Genomic DNA, 307 nt, shown 5'->3' on the forward strand with positions numbered 1-307 from the left:
GCCAACCAACTTAAAAAGGCCTTCACCTCTTCCGCTCCCATATCAATAGGATGTCGTTTTTTATGAAAATAGATAAACTGCCGTATCCAACCTAAATAAGATTTCTCAGTTTTTAAGCTATAGCCACGTAATCGCATATCAGCGCGAAGTTTTTCAATAAAAGGGCTCGCCATCATTAACATCCATGATTTTTGATAATCGTGAGTTAAGCATAATCGATCAATCGGCACGCTTCACGGCTCAAAGTCGCACACTTAAAGCTTGCATGTAGGATAAATATGTCCTATTTTCAATTACATAATTTAAA

The 307-nt window shown here is 37.1% G+C and carries 1 protein-coding gene; it reads right to left on the reverse strand.

What is annotated here, in order from left to right; genetic code table 11:
• Nucleotides 1–230, reverse strand: a 230-nt coding sequence (locus tag NOG12_RS13335) for a phage integrase N-terminal SAM-like domain-containing protein (RefSeq protein WP_313933527.1), incomplete at its 3' end; no start/stop codon positions are given.
• Nucleotides 231–307 lie beyond the last annotated feature (77 nt).

It is taken from the genome of Pseudidiomarina fusca, assembly GCF_032227045.1.
Taxonomy (GTDB): Bacteria; Pseudomonadota; Gammaproteobacteria; order Enterobacterales; family Alteromonadaceae; genus Pseudidiomarina; species Pseudidiomarina fusca.